20 protein-coding genes are annotated in these 17,490 nt (G+C 73.3%); 15 read left to right on the top strand and 5 right to left on the bottom strand.

The genetic code is table 11. The features are described from left to right. Positions 1–185: 185 nt before the first annotated feature. The gene (locus GCU60_RS21985) at positions 186–896 is read right to left on the bottom strand and encodes a response regulator (protein WP_163208240.1); all 711 of its coding nucleotides are present in this window, start codon (positions 894–896) and stop codon (positions 186–188) included. A 253-nt stretch (positions 897–1,149) separates the two neighbouring features. On the opposite strand from GCU60_RS21985, the gene GCU60_RS19435 reads away from it, so the two are divergent. From GCU60_RS19435 to bfr, 7 genes are all read left to right on the top strand, one after another. Next, on the top strand, positions 1,150–2,229 hold the full coding sequence (locus GCU60_RS19435; protein WP_204262341.1) for a response regulator: 1,080 nt from the start codon (positions 1,150–1,152) through the stop codon (positions 2,227–2,229). Then, positions 2,222–3,211 (top strand): ATP-grasp domain-containing protein, encoded by a 990-nt coding sequence (locus GCU60_RS19430; protein ID WP_163208238.1) that lies wholly within the window; start codon positions 2,222–2,224, stop codon positions 3,209–3,211. Before GCU60_RS19435 ends, GCU60_RS19430 begins: the two co-directional genes overlap by 8 nt. Beyond that, positions 3,208–3,957, top strand: a complete 750-nt coding sequence (locus tag GCU60_RS19425; RefSeq protein ID WP_163208235.1) for a histidinol-phosphatase — start codon at positions 3,208–3,210, stop codon at positions 3,955–3,957. Before GCU60_RS19430 ends, GCU60_RS19425 begins: the two co-directional genes overlap by 4 nt. Then, on the top strand, positions 3,954–5,441 hold the full coding sequence (locus tag GCU60_RS19420; RefSeq protein ID WP_163208233.1) for a glycosyltransferase: 1,488 nt from the start codon (positions 3,954–3,956) through the stop codon (positions 5,439–5,441). Before GCU60_RS19425 ends, GCU60_RS19420 begins: the two co-directional genes overlap by 4 nt. Next, on the top strand, positions 5,438–5,680 hold the full coding sequence (locus GCU60_RS19415) for a hypothetical protein (protein WP_163208231.1): 243 nt from the start codon (positions 5,438–5,440) through the stop codon (positions 5,678–5,680). The genes GCU60_RS19420 and GCU60_RS19415 overlap by 4 nt, the downstream gene beginning before the upstream one ends. 162 nt (positions 5,681–5,842) lie before the next feature. Next, entirely contained in the window at positions 5,843–6,073 is a 231-nt protein-coding gene (locus GCU60_RS22340; protein WP_163208229.1) for a (2Fe-2S)-binding protein, read from the top strand. After that, on the top strand, positions 6,060–6,545 hold the full coding sequence (gene bfr / locus GCU60_RS19405; protein ID WP_163208227.1) for a bacterioferritin: 486 nt from the start codon (positions 6,060–6,062) through the stop codon (positions 6,543–6,545). The genes GCU60_RS22340 and bfr overlap by 14 nt, the downstream gene beginning before the upstream one ends. 57 nt (positions 6,546–6,602) lie before the next feature. On the opposite strand, the gene GCU60_RS19400 is transcribed toward bfr, so the two are convergent. Beyond that, positions 6,603–7,559: an ABC transporter substrate-binding protein gene (locus GCU60_RS19400; protein ID WP_163208225.1), complete on the bottom strand. Its 957-nt coding sequence runs from the start codon at positions 7,557–7,559 to the stop codon at positions 6,603–6,605. Between the two features lie 141 nt (positions 7,560–7,700). Between GCU60_RS19400 and GCU60_RS19395 the strand changes: the two genes are divergently transcribed. Both GCU60_RS19395 and GCU60_RS19390 read left to right on the top strand, forming a co-directional pair. Further along, complete coding sequence (locus tag GCU60_RS19395; RefSeq protein WP_163208223.1) at positions 7,701–8,654, top strand: siderophore-interacting protein; 954 nt, start codon at positions 7,701–7,703, stop codon at positions 8,652–8,654. Positions 8,655–8,715: 61 nt separating this feature from the next. After that, positions 8,716–8,934, top strand: coding sequence for a hypothetical protein (locus GCU60_RS19390; protein ID WP_163208221.1), 219 nt, complete (start codon positions 8,716–8,718; stop codon positions 8,932–8,934). Here GCU60_RS19390 and GCU60_RS19385 read toward each other — a convergent pair. Further along, positions 8,912–9,679, bottom strand: a complete 768-nt coding sequence (locus tag GCU60_RS19385) for a MerR family transcriptional regulator (protein WP_204262340.1) — start codon at positions 9,677–9,679, stop codon at positions 8,912–8,914. The genes GCU60_RS19390 and GCU60_RS19385 overlap by 23 nt on opposite strands. A gap of 108 nt (positions 9,680–9,787) precedes the next feature. On the opposite strand from GCU60_RS19385, the gene GCU60_RS19380 reads away from it, so the two are divergent. The 5 genes from GCU60_RS19380 to GCU60_RS19360 all read left to right on the top strand — a co-directional run bounded on the left by GCU60_RS19380 (position 9,788) and on the right by GCU60_RS19360 (position 14,853). Next, on the top strand, positions 9,788–11,623 hold the full coding sequence (locus GCU60_RS19380; protein ID WP_163208219.1) for a hypothetical protein: 1,836 nt from the start codon (positions 9,788–9,790) through the stop codon (positions 11,621–11,623). Next, the gene (locus GCU60_RS19375) at positions 11,620–12,060 is read left to right on the top strand and encodes a hypothetical protein (protein ID WP_163208217.1); all 441 of its coding nucleotides are present in this window, start codon (positions 11,620–11,622) and stop codon (positions 12,058–12,060) included. The genes GCU60_RS19380 and GCU60_RS19375 overlap by 4 nt, the downstream gene beginning before the upstream one ends. 43 nt (positions 12,061–12,103) lie before the next feature. Next, on the top strand, positions 12,104–13,408 hold the full coding sequence (locus GCU60_RS19370; protein WP_163208215.1) for a hypothetical protein: 1,305 nt from the start codon (positions 12,104–12,106) through the stop codon (positions 13,406–13,408). 157 nt (positions 13,409–13,565) lie between these two features. Beyond that, on the top strand, positions 13,566–13,841 hold the full coding sequence (locus GCU60_RS19365) for a flagellar FlbD family protein (protein WP_163208213.1): 276 nt from the start codon (positions 13,566–13,568) through the stop codon (positions 13,839–13,841). A 67-nt stretch (positions 13,842–13,908) separates the two neighbouring features. After that, the gene (locus GCU60_RS19360) at positions 13,909–14,853 is read left to right on the top strand and encodes a ScbA/BarX family gamma-butyrolactone biosynthesis protein (protein WP_163208211.1); all 945 of its coding nucleotides are present in this window, start codon (positions 13,909–13,911) and stop codon (positions 14,851–14,853) included. Here GCU60_RS19360 and GCU60_RS19355 read toward each other — a convergent pair. Further along, entirely contained in the window at positions 14,796–15,473 is a 678-nt protein-coding gene (locus GCU60_RS19355) for a ScbR family autoregulator-binding transcription factor (protein ID WP_163208209.1), read from the bottom strand. The genes GCU60_RS19360 and GCU60_RS19355 overlap by 58 nt on opposite strands. 168 nt (positions 15,474–15,641) lie before the next feature. Continuing rightward, complete coding sequence (locus GCU60_RS19350) at positions 15,642–16,505, bottom strand: GDSL-type esterase/lipase family protein (RefSeq protein ID WP_163208207.1); 864 nt, start codon at positions 16,503–16,505, stop codon at positions 15,642–15,644. A gap of 464 nt (positions 16,506–16,969) precedes the next feature. On the opposite strand from GCU60_RS19350, the gene GCU60_RS19345 reads away from it, so the two are divergent. Beyond that, positions 16,970–17,290 carry a hypothetical protein gene (locus GCU60_RS19345; RefSeq protein WP_163208205.1) on the top strand — a complete coding sequence of 107 codons (321 nt, stop codon included), beginning with the start codon at positions 16,970–16,972 and terminating at the stop codon, positions 17,288–17,290. Positions 17,291–17,490: the final 200 nt, after the last annotated feature.

Here is a 17,490-nt window from a genome sequence, read left to right as displayed (position 1 = left end):
TGCCAGGCCATCGCCGCCGACGCCCGCCGCGGCGTCCTCGCCCACTCCCGCGTCCAGGAACTCCAGGCCCTCGCCGGGGCCTGACACGACGAAGGGCCCCCGCGGGTGCGGGGGCCCTTCGTCGTGCGGCCCGGTCCAGAGGCTCACCCCGAGCCTGCGAGGGGTGAGGAGGACGGGGTCCTTCGTCAGGCGGCGACCAGGCGGTAGCCGACGCCGCGCACCGTCTTGATCTCCGGCGAGCTCAGGCCGGCGGCCACCAGCTTCCGGCGCAGGTTGGACATGTGCGCCTCGACCAGTCGGAGGTTGCCCTCCCAGTCGGTCTGCCAGACCTCGCGGAGCAGCGTCTCCCGCTGCAGCACCCGGCCGGGGCGGGACGCGAGGGCGGCCAGCAGGTCGAACTCGGTGCGGGTCAGGTCGACGACCTCGCCGTCCACGCGCACCTCGCGGCTGTCCTCGTCCACCTCCAGCTCGGCCAGCCGGCGGACCGATTCGGCCACCGCCGCGGCGACCGGGGCCGCCGGCGCCGCCGTGCGGGGGAAGCGCAGCATCGCCTGCACGCGGGCGGCGAGCTCCCGCGGGGAGAACGGCTTGGCCATGTACCCGTCGGCGCCGACCGCCAGGCCGATCAGCAGATCGACCTCCTCGGCACGCGCGGTGAGCATCAGCACGTAGCAGGCGGTCTCCGCGCGGATCTGGCGGCACACCTCGGTGCCGTCGGCGTCCGGGAGGCCGAGGTCGAGCACGATGAGGTCCGGCGGGTCGCGCCGCACCTCCTCGAGCGCCTCGCCACCGGTCCCGACGGCACGGACGGCGAATCCTGCGCGCTCGAGGACCGTGGTCACGAGCTCGCGGATCTCCTCGGTGTCCTCGACGACGAGCACGGACTGTTCCGGCACGGCGTCTCCTCCTCACGATGCGATCTGTACGGCGCGGCGGAACGGGGGTCCTCCGTCACCTGAGCGGGTGATCGGCACGGGGAAAGCGCTGCTTGAGCCCCCGCCTTGTCGCCCGGACGTGCGGCACCCCCCGGAGGGGTGAGACGCCGGTGGCCGGGCTCATGAGTGCGGCCGGTCCGGCCGTCAACCACCGCGGGGACACCCGTCCCCGCCCCGGCTCGGCCGGGGGACCCGACCGACGGGAGCCGGACCAGTGGACGGTGCTCTGCACGTCCTGGTCGTCGACGACGACCCCGACACCGCACTCTTCGTGCGCACGGTGCTGCAGCGCGGTGGCATGACCGTGACCACCTGCGCGGACCCGCTCGAGGCGCTGGCCCTGGCCGGCCGCACCGAGTTCGACGCCGCGATCACCGACATCGAGATGCCGGGCATGACCGGTCTGGACTTCCTCGACCGGCTCCGCCAGATCCGTCCCGACCTGCCGATCACCGTGATGACGGCGCACGCGTCGGTCGACTACGCCGTCGACGCCCTGCGGCGCCAGGCCGACGAGTTCCTCGTCAAGCCGGTGCCCAAGGACACCCTGGCCGCCACCATCCGCCGGCTGGCCGAGACCGCCCAGGCCAAGCGCGCCGCGGCTCCGCAGCGGCAGACCGTCCTGGCCATCGGCGCGCACCCCGACGACGTCGAGATCGGCGTCGGCGGCACGCTCGCCGCCCACCGGTCCGCCGGCGACCAGGTCGTCATCCTCACCATGTCCCGCGGCGCCCGCGGTGGCGAGGCCGACGACCGGCAGGGCGAGTCGCTGGCCGCCGCCGAGCTCATCGGTGCGCGCCTGTTCCTCGAGGACCTCGAGGACACCCGGATCAGCCCGATGGACCCGACCATGTCGATCATCGAGCGGGTCGTGAACGAGGTGCGGCCCAGCATCGTCTACACCCACTCGGCCAACGACCGGCACCAGGACCACCGGGCCGTGCACCAGGCCGCGAGCGTGGCGACCCGCTCGGTGCCGACGGTCGCGTGCTTCCAGAGCCCCTCGGCCACGATCGACTTCCGGCCCACCCGGTTCGTGACCATCGACGGCTTCACCGACACCAAGCTCGGCCTGCTCAAGAGCTTCCGCTCGCAGGCCGGCATCCGTGCCTACCTGCAGGACGACTTCGTCCTCGCCACGGCCCGCTACTGGTCCCGCTACGCCAGCGGCGGCCAGTACTGCGAGCCCCTCGAGGTGATCCGCGACGCCGGCGGCGTCGTCGGGGCCACGAACGGCACCACCTTCCAGACGTCCTCGTCCACCTCGACCCCTTCGGAGAGCTTCGGTGCCTGACTCCTCCCCCACCCGCGTGCTCGTGACCGGCGCGGGCGGCCCCGCCGGCATCGCCGTGCTCCGCTCGCTGGCCCACCGCGACGACGTCGAGCTGCTCGCCGCCGACATGGACCGGTACGCCAGCGGCCTCTACCTGGTCGAGGCCGGTGCCCGGCACCTGGTCCGCCCGGGCCTGAGCGAGGACTTCGTCGACTCCCTCGTCGAGCTCTGCGAGCGCGAGCGGGTGGACGTGCTGTTCTCCACCGTCGACGTCGAGCTGCCGCGCCTGGCCGCCGACCGCAAGCGGCTCGAGGCCATCGGCACCACGCTGGCCGCGCCGAGCCTGGAGACCCTCGAGGTCTGCCTGGACAAGTACGCGCTGTCCCAGCGCTGCGCCGGCGTCCTGCGGGTGCCGCGCACCGCGCTGCTCGGCGAGACCGACCCCGACAGCTGGAACTACCCGGTCATCGTCAAGCCGCGCCGCGGCGCCGGCTCGCGCGGTGTCCACCTGGTCGAGGACGCCGCCGCGCTGCGCGCCCTCGGCGACGACGAGGACATCCTCGTGCAGGCGCACCTGCCCGGCGACGAGTACTCCGTGGACACGCTGGCCGACGCCGACGGCACCGTCGTCGCCGCCGTCCCGCGCTCCCGGCTGCGGGTCGACTCCGGGGTCTCGGTCGCCGGCTGCACCGTCGCCGACCCCGAGCTGGAGGAGACCGCCCGCCTGGTGGCCGCCGCCATCGGCCTGGTGGGCGTCGCCAACATCCAGCTCCGCCGGGACGGCGAGGGCCGGCCCGCCCTGCTGGAGGTCAACCCCCGCTTCCCCGGCGCGATGCCGCTGACCGTGGCCGCCGGCGTGGACATGCCGTCGCTGGCCCTGGACCTGGCGCTGGAGCGACCGCTCCCGGCGTCGGTGCCCTTCACCGAGCTGGCCGTCGTCCGGTACCTGGAGGACGTCTTCCTGCCGCTGGGCGACGTCGTCCCCGAGGAGGCCGGCCGATGACCACCGCCCTGGGTGAGCGCGACCTGCTGCTCACCGACCACCACGTGCACTCCACCTGGTCCGACGACGCGATCAGCGCCCCGATGGAGAACCTCGTCGCCGCCCGCGACACCGGCCTGGCCAGCATCCGCATGGTCGACCACGTCCGGACCACGACGACGTGGGTGCCCGGCTTCCTCGCCGAGGTGTCCGCGCTGCCCCGGATCGAGGGCCTGGAGGTCCTGACCGGTGTGGAGGCCAAGATCCTCGACGCCTCCGGTCGCCTCGACGTCCCCGACGACCTGGTCGTGGGCCGCGGCGGCGTGGACCGGGTGCTGATCGCCGACCACCAGTTCCCCGGGCCCGACGGGCCGTGGAGCCCGCGCCGCACGCTCGAGGAGCTGGCCTCCGGTCTGCCGGCGGAGGACGCCCTGGGCATCCTGGTGACCGCCACCGTGCGCGCCATGGAGCGCGCCGGACGCGGCCAGCTGGCCCACCTGTTCTCGCTGCTGCCGAAGATCGGCCTGCACGAGAGCGAGCTGCTCGACCAGCACATCGCCGCCATCGCCGACGCCGCCGTGCGCACCGGCACGACGGTCGAGGTCAACGAGAAGTGGCGCTGCCCCGGCCCCCGCGTGGTGCTCGGGCTCGCCGCCGCCGGGGTCACCCTCGTCGGTTCCACCGACAGCCACGAGTCCACGACCGTGGGCCGCTACTCCTGGGTGGCCGACGCCGCCTCGGCGACCCGATTGGTGAGCACGCGATGAACGAGCTCCTCGCCGCCTCCGGCACCGACGTGGCCGGGACCGGCCGCACGGTGCTGACCTGGCTGCTGCTGGCCCTCGTCGGTGTGGGCGCGATCCCCGTGGTCGCCGGGCTCGCCCAGTTCCTGGTGATCCCGCTGCACGCCGTCCGCAACCACTACCGCGAGACCGGGCCGTACCTGCCCAACGTCGCGGTGGTGATCCCGGCGTGGAACGAGGCCGCCGTCCTCACCACCTCGATCGAACGGCTGATGGGGCTGGACTACCCGCCGGACCGACTGCGGATCTACGTCGTGGACGACGCCAGCACCGACGACACCCCCGCGGTGCTCGCCCGCTGCGCCGCGCGCTTCCCCGGCCGGGTCGTGCACCTGCGCCGCGACAAGGGCGGCGAGGGCAAGGCCCACACGCTCAACCACGGGCTGCGCGAGATCCTCGCCGACGACTGGATGGAGGCGTTGCTGATCATGGACGCCGACGTCATCTACGAGCCGGCGTCGCTGCGCAAGATGACCCGCCACCTGGCCGACCCCACCGTCGGCGCGGTGACCGCCTACATCCGCGAGGGCAGCGGCGACCCGCAGGGCATCACCCGGTTCATCGGCTTCGACTACCTGGCCGCGCAGGCCGCCTCCCGCCGGGCGCAGAACGTCGCCGGCGCGATGGCCTGCCTCGCCGGTGGCGCTCAGCTGCACACCCGGGAGAACCTGCTGGCCATCGGCGGGCAGATCGACACCTCCTCGCTCGCCGAGGACACGGTCACCACGTTCCGCACCCAGCTGGCCGGCCGCCGGGTCGTCTTCGAGCCGCACGCCCGCGTGCTGGCCGAGGAGCCCGCCGGCATCGACGCGCTGTGGAAGCAGCGGCTGCGCTGGGCGCGCGGCAACGTGCAGATCACCTCGATGTACCGGCACCTGTTCTTCCGCAGGTCGGTGCACCCGGGCCTGGGCGGCATCTTCTTCGGCATCTTCTGGTTCGCGATCCTGCTGCTCCCGGTCGCCATGCTGCTGACCTCGGTCGGCCTCACCGGGCTGTACCTGCTCGACAGCGAGCTCGCGGCGGAGGTGTTCGGGGCGGCGGTGTTCGTGCCCATCGCCACCTTCGTCTTCATGATCACGCTGACGATCTCGGTCGATCCGCGGACCGGCTTCCGGGTCTGGCGCGAGGCGCTGCTGTTCCCGGGCGCCATCTCCTTCGTGGTCCTGCTCGCCGCCGCGTTCCCGGGGGTCGTGCCGCTGTCGGGGGCGGCGGAGACGTTCTGGACGCTGTTCGTCTACAGCTGGCTGGTGCTCTGCATCCCGCTGGCCTACGGGGTCCGGAAGCTGGAGGGCACCCGCTGGGGCCGCCCGCTGGCCCCGCTGGCGCTCTACCTGGTCGGCTTCGGGCCGATGATGTGCGCGATCACCGTGGACGCCTACGTCAAGGAGTTCCGCGGGGCCGCCATGACCTGGGACAAGACCGAGAAGACCGGGAGGGTCACCGTATGAGCCGCGTCCACGAGCTGGTCGGCGCCGGACAGCCGTTCCGCGTCAGCCCGCCGATCGTCATGACCGAGGAACTGCTCGCCCAGTGCGGCGGGCGTCCCCCGGTGTGGGCCGACCCCGTGGCCCTCGCCGACGAGACCGAGGCCGACCGGGTGCGGGAGCGCCGGCTGTACGTGGGCCTGCTCGCGGCGATCACCGTCGTCGTCCTGCTCTACCTCGCCCGCGCCGCCCTCCTGGGCTGACCACCTCCGGCACCCTCTGGGCCAAAGTGGCGATATTGGCCCACAGGGTGCCGGCTTGACCTGCAGCACTGGCGCAATCCGGTTAGGCCAGGCTAACCTCTCCGCGTTGCCCCGGTCCGCCGGCGCAGCGCGTCCCCGGCCCCGGCGTTAGGCGAGCGACCCGTGTACGTGTGCCACTGCAACGTGGTGACCGACCGCGACATCCTCGAGTCCATCGCCAACGGCGCCAGGTGCGTCGCCGACGTGGCGCGCGAGACGGGTGCGGGCCGGACCTGCGGCAACTGCATCAGCTCGCTGCGGGACCTCGTGTGCAAGCATTGCCCGGTCCGCGCCGGACGCGACACAGAGCGCCCGGCTGAGCGAGAACTGGGAGTGGCTGGTGCAGCCCGTTAGCCCCCGTGTGGTCGAACTTCTCAATGACGCGCTGACCTTCGAGCTCACCGTCACCAACACGTACTTCCTCAACGCGCGCATGCTCGACGCGTGGGGTCTGCCGAAGCTCGGCAAGGTGTTCTACGACCTCTCCATCGACGAGATGCGGGACGCCGACTCCCTCATCCAGCGGGTGCTGCTGTTCGACGGCCACCCCAACGTGCAGCGCCTGGGCGCCATCCGCGTCGGCGAGAGCGCCGAGGAGATGCTGGTGCTGGCCCTCGACAGCGAGAAGGCCGCCGTCGCGCAGTTCAACGCCTCCGCCAAGGAGTGCCACGAGCTCGGCGACCACGGCACCGCCTCGGTCTTCGAGGAGATGGTCCTCGACGAGGAGAAGCACGCCGACTGGTTCGAGGCCCAGCTGGCCGCGATCGAGCGGGTGGGTGCGCCGCAGTACCTGGCCGCGCAGATCTCCACCGAGACCCCCGCCTGACCTGACGTCCGAGGGCCCCTCTCCCGGCGGGAGAGGGGCCCTCGTCGCGTTCCCGGCTCAGCCGGCCAGGAGCTCCTCGAGCCGCTCGAGCTGCAGGGTGGCGGCCTTCAGCCCGATGCCGGTGTAGAAGACGTCGTCGTCGACGGCGTAGGCCCGGCCGTTCTGCACGGCGGGCAGCCGCGACCACAGCGGACCGGCGACGACGGCGGCCTCGCCGGACTCGTCGGCCGATCCGTAGGACGAGTACAGGACGACGTCCCCGGTCGCCTGGGTGACCTGCTCCTCGCTGAGCTCGGCGAACGTGGCCCCCGCGCCCCCGGGCAACTCGACGAGGTCCAGCCCGACGTCCGCGAGCACCGTGCCGATGAAGGACTCCGGCTGGTAGGCGCGGATGGGGCCGCCGACGAAGCGCAGCGGGCTGATGGTCGTCGCCGCGGGGTCGCCGATCGCCTTGCCCAGTTCGGCGGCGTCGGCCTCGTAGTCGGCGAGCAGCTCCGCGGCCACGTCCTCCATGCCGAGCGCCTCGGCGTCGAGCAGGAAGTTCTCCTTCCAGGTGTCGCCCAGGTCCGCGGCGAAGACGGTGGGGGCGATCTGCGACAGCTGCGGGTAGATGTCCTCGTGCCGCACCTCGTTGGACAGGATCAGGTCCGGCTGCAGTGCCGCGATGGCCTCGAGGTCGGGCTCGGCGATGGTGCCGACCACCTCCACGCCCGCAGCGTCCTCGGCCAGGTAGCTCAGGAAGCCGTCGGACACGGCGGTGGTGACGGCGCCCGCCGGGGTGACGCCGAGCGAGAGCACGGAGTCCAGTTCTCCGGTGTCCAGGACGACGACCCGCTCGGGCCGCTCCGGGATCTCGGTGCTGCCCATGGCGTGCTCGACGGTGCGCGGGAACGCCTCGTCGGCCGAGCCGGAGGCCTGAGCCGAGCCCTCTTGCTCGCCACTCCCCCCGCAGGCCGTCACGGTCAGAGCGGCGGCGAGGGTCAGGGCGGCCGCGCGCAGGACGCGCATCGTCATTCGTTCTCCTTCGAAGGCGGGCTCAGATCGGGGGTCCAGGCGTCTGGATCGATGCGGCAGTGGTGTGCAAGACTGCCGAAAGCCAGGTGAGGCTAGCCTAAGTCGAGAGACGGTCTGCACCTGCCGGACCCGGGAGCAGCCGTGACCGTCGAGACCACGCAGATCCCCGCGTACCGCACCTTCCCGGTGCAGGTGGCGCGGGTGCAGCGGCTGAGCCCGAGCTTCCTGCGGGTCACGTTCACCGGCCCCGAGCTCGACGCCTTCGCCTCCAACGGCTTCGACCAGCGGATCAAGGTCATGCTGCCGCTGCCCGGGCGCGGCATCCTCGACTGCCCGGCGGGTGAGGACTGGTACGGCGCGTGGCGGTCGCTCCCGCCGGAGCGGCAGATGCCCATCCGCACCTACACCGTCCGGGCGGCCCGGCCGGAGCTGCACGAGGTCGACGTCGACTTCGTCCTGCACGGCGCGACGGGGCCGGCGTCGGCGTGGGCCGAGCACGCCGCGGCCGGCGACGAGGTCGTGCTCGTCGGTCCGAACGCGCACTTCTCCGGCCCCACCGGCGGGTTCGAGTGGCACCCGCCGGCCGACGCGTCGTGCCTGCTCGTGGCCGGCGACGAGACCGCGGTCCCGGCGATCTGCGCGATCGTCGAGGCCCTGCCGGAGGGCACGCACGCGCGGGTCCTGCTGGAGGTGCCGGTCGCCGGGGACGCCCTGGACGTCGCCACCCCCCGGGGCGTGGAGGTCACCTGGCTGCCCCGGTCGACCGGGAACGGCGCGCCCGCCGCGCGGCGCGGCGCCCTGCTCACGGCCGCGGTCGTGGCCGCCGTCGGCGACCTGGGCGACCGGCTCGCCCCCTCCCCCGCCGCCGACCTGGCCGACGTGGACGTCGACATCGACATCGACATCGACTCGGGGATCCTCTGGGAGGTGCCCGACGGTCCGGTGCCGACCGGGTCCTCGGGCGTCTACGCGTGGCTGGCGGGCGAGGCGGGCGTGGTCAAGGGGCTGCGCCGGCACCTCGTGCAGGAGGCGGGCGTGGACCGGCGGTCGGTGGCCTTCATGGGCTACTGGCGCGAGGGGCGCGACAGCGACTGAGGCGCCGGGCCGACCAGTCCTCGGTTTGACACCGTGACACCGGGCGGTGTCACATTGATGGATGCCTGGCTACGACGTCGTCGCCATGGACGGCCTGAGCATCATCGGGACCGTCGGCTTCTTCGTGCCCGCCGCCGTCCTCCTCGCCCTGGTGGCCGGTGCCGTGGTGCGGGACCGCCGGCTGAGTGCCCGGGAGGCCTCCGAGGAAGCCACCCGCGAGGCGATGGAACGGGAAGCGGTGCGCGACGGCGACCCGCCTACTCCTCCTCGAGCTGACTGAGCGCGGTCTCCACCGCCGCCTCCACCTCGCCCGCCATCTCGGTGCGGAACGCCGCGAGCATGGCCTGGGCCGCGACCGGCTGCAGCCGCGTGACGGTGGCCAGGATGTCCTCCAGCCGCTCCCGCGGCGCCCCGGCCTCGACGAAGTCCCGCCAGCCGGTGTCGACGAACATCTGCACGTAGGTGGCGGCGATGGCCCGCACGTGCTCGTTGACCACCGCCTGCGCGGCGATCAGCGCGGCCGGCGGCACGCCCAGGCCGACGACCTGCAGCCCGGCCATCAGCAGGGCCGGGTCGATCACCCGCAGCCGGCCGTCGTCCAGGCGCTCCACCAGGCCGAGCTCGACCAGCTGGTCGACCACCTCCGGCTGCTCGGGCACACCGGCCCGCGCGGCCAGCTCCGCCCCGGTGGTGATCTCCGGCTCCGGCGGCAGCCACGGCGCCAGCAGGGCGCGATGCAGCGCCAGGGTGGCCGAGCTGGCGGTGGGCGGCGCGCTGGCCAGGGTCCGTTCGATCATCGCCAGGGAGTAGCCCTCGGCCAGCATCTCGCGGACGAGCAGCAGCCGGGCGACGTGCTCCCGGCCGTAGTAGCCGGTGCGGCCGACCATGCGCGGCGGAGGCAGCAGGCCCCGAGCCGAGTAGGCGCGCACGTTGCGGACCGTGACGCCGACCCGGGCGGCGAGCTCGTCGACGGTCAGCTGCGGGCCCGCCGTCGCGTCTGGGGGGTCCATCTCCGGTGCGCTCACCCACTCCTCCTTCCCGTCGTCACCACACGGTAAGCCGCTCGTTCTATGTATCAGTTGTCGATGTCACCGTGATGGGTGTTCCATAGCCCCATGCCGAGAGGGAGCGCCATGCCACTGGCCGCAGACACCCGCCCCGCGGGGGGCGCCGCCATCGGGGAGGTCCTCCTCGCCACCGCGATCGGCCTCGGGCTCACCGTGGCGCTGCTCGCGCTCGTCTACCTGCACCGCAGCCGCCGGTCGGCGGTCCTGACCCGGATCGGGAACCGGCTCGGGTCGGCGACCGGGGTTCCGGCCTGGGTGGCGCTGCCCACCGTCCTGACGACGATCTCGCTGCTCACCGCGCTGCTCGGCATGCTCTGGGACATCGCGCTGCACATCGGGGTCGGGCGCGACGAGGGCCCGCTGGCCAACCCCGCGCACTTCCTCATCCTCTTCGGCCTCTTCGGCGTCTTCGCCGGCGGCGTCCTGGCCTGCGCCATGCCCCTGGACGAGAAGCCCGGCCCGTCCGCGGTGCGCTTCCTGCGCGGCTGGGACGTGCCGGTCGGCGGCATCATCCTGACCGCCGCCGGCTTCTACGCCCTGCTCGGCTTCCCCCTCGACGACGTCTGGCACCGGATGTTCGGCCAGGACGTCACGCTCTGGGGCCCCACCCACCTGATGCTCATCGGCGGCGCCGGCCTGTCCATCGTCGGCCTGCTGCTGCTGGAGCAAGAGGGCCACGGCGGCCTGTCCACCGACGACGGCGACCGGAAGGTGGGCCGCACCGCCCGCTTTCTCCGGCAGGCCTCGGCCATGGGCGGCCTGCTCCTGGGCATGTCGGTCTTCCAGGGCGAGTACGACTTCGACGTCCCGCAGTTCCGCCTGGTGCTCGAGCCGCTCATGATCGCCGCGGCCGCCGGGATCGCCCTGGTCTCGGCCCGCCTCTTCATGGGCCGGGGCGGCGCGCTCGCCGCGGTCGCCTTCTTCCTGGTCATCCGCGGCGGCATCGCGCTGATCGTCGGGCCCGCCTTCGGCGAGATCACGCCGTCCTTCCCGCTGTACCTGGGCTCGGCGATCATCGTCGAGCTGCTCGCCCTCGCGGTGCCGCTGGCCCGCCGTCCCCTGGTCTTCGGCGCTGTCGCGGGCGTGCTGATCGGCACGATCGGCCACGCCACGGAGTGGGGCTGGACGCAGTTCACCCAGACGCTGGCCTGGAACAGCGACATCCTGGTCGAGGGCACGCTGATGGCCATCGCCGGTGGCGTCGCCGGCGGTCTGCTCGGCGCGCTGCTGGCCTCCGGCCTGCGCCGCCGCCTGCCCCGCCCCGCGATCGCGCGGACCGTCGTCGTCGGCTCGCTGGTCGTGCTGGCCGCCGCCGTCGCCAACGGGCTCATGGCGACGGTGCCCGACGACCTCGAGGCCACCTTCGGCATCGAGGACGTGCAGACCGACCCCCGCACGGCGAACATCACCGTGCAGCTCGACCCGGCCGACTTCGCCGACGACCCGGCGTGGGTGCAGATCACCTCGTGGCAGGGCGACGGGCTGGTCGTCACCCAGCTCGAGCAGACCGGTGAGGGCGCCTACCGGACGACCGAGCCGGTGCCGCTGCACGGCACCTGGAAGACGCTGCTGCGGGTGCACGACGGCCGGGTGCTCACCGCCGTCCCGATCTACCTGCCGCAGGACGACGCCATCGGCGAGGACGAGGTCCCGGCCGAGGACGGGATGACCCGGTCGGCCATCCCGGAGGTCGACATCCTCCAGCGCGAGCTGAAGGACGCCGAGGGCAGCCTGTGGACGATCTCCAACCTCGTCGTGCTGGCCTGCACCCTGGCCCTGATCGCCGCCATCTCCTGGGGTGTCGGCCGGTACTCCCGCCGGGCGAGCCAGGAGGAGCCCTTCGCCGACGCGCCGGCGGACAGCCCCGCCGAGGGGACGACGTCCGGCACGGTGCGCCGATGAGGGCCCGGCGGCTCCTCGTCGCCGCGCTCCTCCCCCTGACCCTGGCCGGCTGCGCGGGGACCGACGCCCCCGAGCAGGAGTCCGCCGCCTCCACGGCCGCCTCCACCGCGGCGGAGCGCTCGGGGTCCGGCGACGACCCGGCGACGGCCAGCCCGGCCGCGCCCGCCGAGGCGGCCGGGCAGCGGATCGAGGTCCAGGTCGCCGGCGGCCAGGTCACCGGCGACACCGGCCGGGTGCCCGTGCCGCTCGGGGAGCCGGTCACCCTGGTCGTCACCGGCGACGCCGCCGACGAGCTCCACCTGCACGGCTACGACCTCACGGCCGAGCTGGTCCCCGGGCAACCGGCGGAGCTTCAGTTCGACGCCACGATCCCGGGGGTCTTCGAGCTCGAGCTGCACGATGCCGGGACGGTGCTGCTGACGCTGCAGGTCTCGTGACCGAGGTCGCCAGGATCGGCAACGCACCCCGGAGCACGGTTCGGTGACCCTGCTCGCCCACGGGGTCGGTTCGCGCACCGACCTGCCGATCCCGCTCGGCCTGGCGCTGTACGGCGCCGGGGCGGCCATCCTGATCAGCTTCGCGGCGCTGCTGCTGCTCTGGCGGACGCCGAAGCTGGGCGGGTCGGACTCGGGCCGGCCGCTGCCGGCTGCAGTGCAGCGTGCCGTGGACAGCGCCGCCCTCCGCAGGACCCTCCAGGCCGTGGCCCTCGCGCTGCTCGTCCTGGTGATCGCGGCGGCCCTCGGCGGGCCCGAGGAGACCGCCCGGAACCTGGCGCCGTGGGCGCTGTACGTGACGTTCTGGGTGGGGCTGGTGCCGGCCAGCCTCCTGCTCGGCCCGGTGTGGCGGGTGGCGAACCCCCTCCGTCTGCTGCACCGCATCCTGCGCGCAGCGGTACCGAGGGCCCCGGGCGCCCGGCGGTTGCCGGCCCTCGGGCTCTGGCCGGCCGCCGCCTCGCTGCTGGTGTTCCTGTGGTTCGAGCTCGTGTACCCCGGCCGCGCCGAGCCGGTGACCGTCGCCGCCTTCCTGATCGGCTGGGCGGTCGTCCACACCGGCCTGGCGCTGTGGTTCGGCGAGGAGTGGTTCGCTTCCGGGGACGGCTTCGAGGTCTACTCCACGCTCATCGCCCGCCTCTCCCCCTGGGGGCGCCGCGGCGACGGGCGGCTCGTGCTCCGCAATCCGCTGGCCAACGCCACCGCGACGCCCGAGACGCCGGGGCTGGCCGCCGTCGTCGTCGTGCTGCTGGGTTCGACGGCGTTCGACGGTCTCTCCCGCACCGCCTGGTGGCAGACCGGCCCGGGCGCGGCGAACGACTCCCTGTCGGGCACCCTCGGGCTGGTCGCGATGGTGGGCCTGGTGGCGGTCCTCTACCTGCTGGGCACCCGGCTGTCCGGACGGCTGGCCGGGCAGCCGCTCGGCGTGCAGCCCCGCCGGTACGCCGCCACGGTGATCCCCATCGCGCTGGGCTACACGATCGCCCACTACTTCAGCCTGCTCGTGCTCGACGGTCAGACGACGTGGATCCTCGCGAGCAACCCGTTCGGCGTCCCGGGGGTGGACCTCTTCGGCACCTACGGCAACGTCCTCGACCTGGCCGCGGTCAGCCCCGACACGATCGCCTACGTGCAGGTCGGCGGGGTCGTCGCCGGGCACGTGGCCGGCGTGACGCTCGCGCACGAGCGCGCGCTGCGCTCCGAACGCCACGCGCGCGCGTCCGACCAGCTCCCGCTGGTCGTCGTCATGGTGCTGTTCACGGTGGGCGGGCTCGGGCTGCTCTTCGGCTTCTGAGGTCGCGCCGGGCCCCGCACCCAGGCCGCGCCGGCCGGGCGGTTCACCCGAAAGGGCACGCCGCACTCCAGCTCAGGGCCCGGAACGCCGATGACCCAGGAGCCTGACCGGCGCCATCGGGGCCCGTTGCCCTGCCGAGTGCGAAAGGAGCGCTCCCGTGATTGCTGTGACCTGCCGCAACGGCGAGCACTTTTCCGTCGACCCCGACCACATCGAGCGGATCGAGCACCACGGCGACACCGTGCTGCACCTCGTCGACGGCACCCACTACGTGGTGGAGACCTCCTTCGACGACGTGCTGCGCTCGATCAGCACTGCCCGGGCCGGAGCGCTCGCGGCCCGCGCGCAGCTGCTCAACGGCTACGCGGCGATGCCGGCGGCGGCGCGCCTGGCACGACGGCACGGCGTGGTCACCACCTCTGCCGCCGACTGACAGGCACCATCGGCCTCGGCGCCCCCCACCGACCGGTGGCGGGTGCTCCCCGATGCGGAGGTGACCCGTGGCGCGCAGTCCCGCACGCGACGCTGCCCGATCCCGGCCCGGCCTGGTGTCCCCCGAGGACGCGGTCGCCATGGCCGACCAGCTCACGACCTGGCGGACGGTGGACCGGCGCCTGGTGCACAAGGCCGCCCTCGCCGAGGTCCTGATCACCGACCTCCGGCCGGTCGCCGAGGACCTGGTGGCGCTGGCCGCCCAGTGGCCGCGCTCCCACCCGCTGTTCCAGCCCCACCCCGACGAGGACCCCGATCCGCTGCTCTTCGTCGAGACACTGCGCCAGGGCGGCATCTACCTGAGCCACGAGCACCTCGGCGTCGCCCTGGGCACCCAGTTCGTCTTCGAGGGCATCTCGGCCGACTACCTCGCTCCCCCGCCGCGCCCCGGGACCGGACCGGGCGACGTCGTCGTCCTCGTCGTCCGGATCGAGGCCCGGCGCCGCGGCCAGGTCGTCGCGGGGGCGGCCCTGGACATCGAGGCGTGGTGCGGGCCGGGGCGGTTCGCCGCCGCGCGGGCCTCCTACCGCTGCCTCCCGCCGGCTGTCTACGCCCGCCTGCGGCAGCCGGCCGTCGCGGCGCCGGTCATCCCGCTCCCCCGCACGTCCGCCGAGACGGTCGGCTCCGCGGACGTCCTCGCCGTGGACCACGGGCATCCCACGTTCTTCGACCACGCGGTCGACCACCTGCCCGGCATGCTGCTCATCGACGGGGCCCTGCGCGCGACGCGTCCGCTGCTCGACGTCGGCGACGGCCCGTGGGGCTTCGACCTCTGCTTCGAACGGTTCGCGGAGCTCGACTCCCCGACCAGCGTGACCACCCGGCGCGTCGGGTCCGGTGTCGAGGTCGTGCTCGCGCAGGCGGCCGGCGCGGTCGCGCGCGGCACGGTGCGGTCCTACGCGGAGGTGCCCGTGCCGGCGTCGGTGGCGTCGGTGCCGGCCGGGCGCAGCTGAGGGAGCACCAGCTTCCAGAAGTTCTCGAGCCGGTTCAGCAGGTCCCGGCGGCCGGTCAGCTCCCAGGACACCTGCTGCATGCCGAAGAAGCTGGCCACGATGGCCTGGGCCGTCCCCTCGGGGTCGACCCGGGTGTTGATCTGGCCCCGTTCCTGCCCCTGCGCGATGAGCGCGCGGAGCGCTCCCTGCCACCCGACGTAGGGCTGCGGGAGCTTGGCGAGGGACTCGGGCGGCAGCTCGGCGAGCAGCCGCTTGGCCGCCTGCGTCATGAGGTCGTTCGTGAACTGGTCCGCGGCCTTGTAGGTGACGGCCACGAGCGCGTCCAGGGCGTCGTCGTGGGCGGCCATGACCGCGCCCAGCAGCGGCGGCCAGCTGGCGTACATGTTCCGCACGATGTCGAGGGCGATCTCCTCCTTGGAGGGGAAGTGCCAGTAGACCGCGCCCTTGGTCATGCCCGTGCCGGCGACGATGTCGCTCAACGACGCGGTCGCGTAGCCCCGCTCGCTGAACAGCGCGGCCGCTGCCTCCACGATCAGACGACGGGTGGCGGCACTGTCGCTGGCCCGCCCGCGAGGCCGACGGGCAGCAAGGGGCTGCGCCGTCTCCACCGGCTCGACCATCAGTTGCCTCCACCGTCCGGCGTCATCGCGATGCGCGAGCCTAACGGTGCAACCTGTGATTCGGCGTCACCCTCTCCCGCCGTGGGGTGAGATCCATCCGGCGCCCGCCCCGACGATGCGGGACGGGCGCCGGGTGGTGGTTCCGGGCAGTGGCTGCGGACGGGAGGCTCAGCGGAGCCGGAGGACCTTCATGGTCTGGGCCGCCATGCCGGCCTCACCCAGGGCGTTCGGGTGCACGATCACCGGGTTGGTGCCCTGCAGCACCGGCTCCACCCAGCGCACGCCGAGGCGCTGGCACGCGTCGTGCCCCTCGGACACCGCCGAGAGGTCGACGTAGACGGCGCCGGCCTGCTTCGCCGCCCGCTTCACCGCGTCGTTCAGCGTGGCCTGCAGGCTGCGCAGGTAGGGCACGTCGCCTTCAGCGATGGGCATCCGGTCGAAGCAGCCGCCGGTGGCCGGGAGGATCCACGGGTAGCCGAGGATCGCCACCTTCGCCTTCGGCGACCTGGCCTTCACGTCCTTCAGCGCCTGGACGAGCGCCGGGTAGGTGGTGGTCCGGATCGTGTCCTCGAAGGAGGAGCCGTACTTGTCCTTGCAGGGGCTGCCCTTGCCGAGGGTGGTCAGCCCCGCCGCGCCGCACTGGAGGATCGAGTTGATGAAGACGCTGCTGTCGTTGCCACCGATGGTCATGGTGACCAGCTGGGTGTCGCGGCTCAGCGCGTCGAGCTGCGGAGCGACCCCGGGGTACTGGGCGCCGCGGTCGTCGCCGGTGTCGGCTCCGCCGCAGGTGACGTCGGTGAGCTGGGCGCCGATGGCGGCCGCGATCACGTGCGGGTAGTTGCGCGTCGAGCGCAGGCACTGCGGTGGTGCCGTGAGGTCGGGCGGGAGGACACCGGAGGCGGCGCTGTAGGAGTCACCGAGGGCCACGTACCGGAGGGGCTGCTGCCACGGCGTGGCCTGCGCAGCCGGCGCGACGAGCAGGCCGACCAGGACCGCGAGGGCGGCGAGGACGCTGACGGTGAGACGGCGCACGTCTGCTCCAAGGGAGTCGGGGACTGTGCGCAGACCAACGTCCGAGGCGGTTGATGGTTACGCCCGTCACACGTACTCGTCGTCGGAAACGCAGAAGGCCGCCCTCCCGGCGGGAGGACGGCCTGTGCGCTTCGGTGGAGCTGAGGGGACTCGAACCCCTGACCCCCACACTGCCAGGCCGACCTGACGGCGTTCGCCGACGTCCGCCGATGTCCGAAAAGGCCTGGCGAGCAGGGGGTTCACTGCCTCGCCGGACGACCACGAACGACCCTGAATCAAGATCGAAGTAGGCCAACTGCAACCAGAACTGCAACCAGAATTCCCGGTGGTTAGCGAGCCTCAATAGGGCCGCTGAGAACATCTGCCCGCGCCGGAGACCGCGCTCTTGCGCTGGGTCGACTCCCCCTGGCCCGGGCCGGCCGAGACAGTTCCGGCCGACCCGGTGGACTGCCGATGAGACAGCCATGCGCACCAGCCACGCCGCCACCGCGCTCGCTGCCTTCACCGCCGGCCTCACCGTCGCGGCCACCTTGCGTCGGCTTCCCGGCCACCGCCTGTCGGCAGAGCCGGCCGTCACCACCACAGCCCTCCCCTCGGTGGCACCGAGCCCGGAGCATGACGCCGTCGTACTGCCGTTCGCCCGTCCCTTCGCCGGGCAGCCCCACCATCTGCCCGACTCGCCGGCCCGATGCGGGGACAGCGGCGGCCTGACGAAAACCGGTGCGCCGTGCGGCGCCCGGGCCACCACCGGAAGCCGCTGCCATCATCACCCGAGGGTCGCCTGAGCCTGCCGGTTCTGCACCACCCTGGCGATCCTGGGACCTCTGAGCCCTCGCGCAAGCTTCCAAGCCGGCCATGCCGGTTCGATCCCGGTCACCCGCTCCACGCCTAACCCAGGTCAGGCTGCCTGCTAGGTGTTGCTCGTCATGACGTTGGTGACGCCGGTGTGGAGGCGTGAGGCGGGTGGTTGGTTCCCGGCAGCGGT

It is taken from the genome of Blastococcus saxobsidens (assembly GCF_010682065.1).
Classification (GTDB): domain Bacteria; phylum Actinomycetota; class Actinomycetes; order Mycobacteriales; family Geodermatophilaceae; genus Blastococcus; species Blastococcus saxobsidens_B.
The sequence above is the reverse complement of the archived record's forward strand: the minus strand, read 5'-3'. Positions and strand labels throughout refer to the sequence as shown.